Here is a 2170-nt window from a genome sequence, read left to right on the forward strand (position 1 = left end):
GCCGCGGCGAGATAGCCCTTGGGCAGCTTGTACATACGCGTGTATTGGAAGTGCCAGACCGGGCCGGTCTGGCCGATGAGCTCGCCTTCGAAACGGATGACCTTCGGAGTTTCGCTGACGATCTTGGTGTACTTGCTGATCTCGCGCTTCGCGGTCGCGCGCTCTTCGTCGGTGGCGTCAGAGGGAAGTGGGAACTCAGCGATTTCGCTCATAGGCGTTGGCGATGATACATTTCGCATTGCCCAAGCGAGCGCTGCTGTGGAGGAACGGACTCGAGATGGCGTACGTGATCACCGAGCCGTGCGTGAATCTGAAGGACGCAAGCTGCGTCGATGTGTGTCCTGTTGACTGCATCTATACGACCGATGCGGACAACATGTACTTCATCCATCCGGATGAATGCATCGACTGCGGTGCTTGTGAATCCGTTTGCCCTGTGAGTGCGATCTTTCCTGAGGACGCGGTCCCCGACAAGTGGAAGAACTACATCGAGATGAACAAGAACTACTTCAACAAGTAGTAACTTGCTAGGTGACACGAGATCGGCGGCGCATACGCTGCCGATTTCTCATAGTTGACTTGCGACGCGCACGCGCGTCGATTCGGACGCACTCCAGGCACTGCCGAAGATGTAGGTTGGGATCCTCGTCATTCTTTCCCCGACCGTTGAACGGTCGGACGCGCGCGTTCCACTTGTCGTGGCCGCGCAGGCAGTAACGTGAACCGGCGACCCCGAAGGCTGGATTACCCCGCGGGAGGTCCGGCTGGGCGTGAATGACCCTCAGAACACGCTGCGCCTGCGCTCGCTTGACCGGGCCGATGAACGGCCACAAAAGGTGAAGGGCTATTTGAACGCCCGTTACGGTGCAGACTCGCCAACGTCGGTACGGCTTCCAGTTGCCCTTACGTGGGCGGACTCCTGAGATTGCGCCAAGATCCGCGAGCGCGGATTTCAGGCGGACGAGTTCTGGAGCAACGCCGACATCGGCCGACTGGGGAACATAGAGGCGCGGAACCAAGTGGCCTGCATGTGTCCGGTGTTTCTCTAAGTAGGTGCTCCCTTCGCCATCGAAGAAGCCGCCGGCCCAGGCAAGCTCTTCACTGGGCGACGCCGGCCAGGTGACGGCTGGCAACGACCGGCCAAGAGTCCGCTCGAATTCGGCACGCTTCGCGGGACAGAGCCACGGCCCTATGGCGTCAGCGACACGTGCAACGTCGGGGCGGGAGCTGACTTCCCACCAATAGAGGTCCTGCTTCCCTTCCTCGCGTCGTGGACCCTTGAGGCGTCCAACGCAGACGATCCGACGAAACTTTAGGAGCACTGCGGGCATTCCGTCGGGATCGGCTTGGTTGATCCGCGCTTGGACTCCGCGCCCAGAACGGTTCGTCCACCCTTCGCCATCAAAGAATCCCGCCGCCCACGCAAGCTCGTGCGGATCCATGCACGAGTAAAGACCACATCAGAGGTGCTCTTGTCTGTCCCTCGCCCGTCACACGTTTGTGTGACGACGACAGCTATTTCGCGGTACCGCGTTAGTCCTCGATGAGCTTCCTTCCAGCGAACCCCGCCTCGAGGTCATGCCAGTAGCTGATGTGGCTCCCCTCGCCGAGCTGCCAGCAGAGATACACCTCGCGTCCGCGGAACTTCGTGCGGAAGTCGATCAGCCCGCGGTCGGGATCCTTCACCTCGACGCCGAGCTCGGCGATGTCCTTGAGGAGCGCGTTCATCTCCTGCGCGACGGGGTCGGATGGGCGCCGCCGATACGCGGCGACGCGACGCTGCAGATCCTCGAGGAGGGGTCGGACCTTGGGCAGCAGTGCCTCGGCCTGGCTGCGGGTGTACGTCGGCATATGCTCTCCGCCGAGTATCGCCCAGGAGGGACGCTATGGCGACGTACGTTCTCCTCACGAAGGTCACCGCAGCCGGGGTCAAGACGCTCCAGTCGAACCCGCGCCGCATCAAGGAAGTCAACAAGGATGTCGAGGCGCTCGGGGCCCGCGTGGTCGCGCAGTACGCGACGCTCGGCCGCTACGACTTCGTGAACATCGTCGAAGCGAAGGACAACGAGACGATCGCCCGCCTCTCCGTCGCGCTGGGCGCTCGCGGGACGGTCCAGATCGAGACGCTGACCGCGATCCCGGTGGAGACGTTCATCCGCGGGCTGGCCAC

General features: G+C 62.2%; 4 protein-coding genes. 2 read left to right on the forward strand and 2 right to left on the reverse strand.

The genetic code is table 11. The annotated features are described in order from the left end of the window. Nucleotides 1–212 (reverse strand): hypothetical protein (locus VI056_02685; protein HEY6201927.1); only part of this gene is annotated, 212 nt, incomplete at its 3' end. A 65-nt stretch (nucleotides 213–277) separates the two neighbouring features. Between VI056_02685 and VI056_02690 the strand changes: the two genes are divergently transcribed. Then, nucleotides 278–520 (forward strand): ferredoxin family protein, encoded by a 243-nt coding sequence (locus VI056_02690; GenBank protein ID HEY6201928.1) that lies wholly within the window; start codon nucleotides 278–280, stop codon nucleotides 518–520. 1013 nt (nucleotides 521–1533) lie between these two features. Here VI056_02690 and VI056_02695 read toward each other — a convergent pair. Beyond that, entirely contained in the window at nucleotides 1534–1851 is a 318-nt protein-coding gene (locus VI056_02695; GenBank protein HEY6201929.1) for a DUF2203 domain-containing protein, read from the reverse strand. A 35-nt stretch (nucleotides 1852–1886) separates the two neighbouring features. Between VI056_02695 and VI056_02700 the strand changes: the two genes are divergently transcribed. After that, nucleotides 1887–2170: GYD domain-containing protein (locus VI056_02700; protein HEY6201930.1), on the forward strand; the 284-nt coding region annotated here is incomplete at its 3' end.

The sequence above is a fragment of the Candidatus Limnocylindria bacterium genome (assembly GCA_036523395.1).
Lineage (GTDB): Bacteria > Chloroflexota > Limnocylindria > P2-11E > P2-11E > CF-39.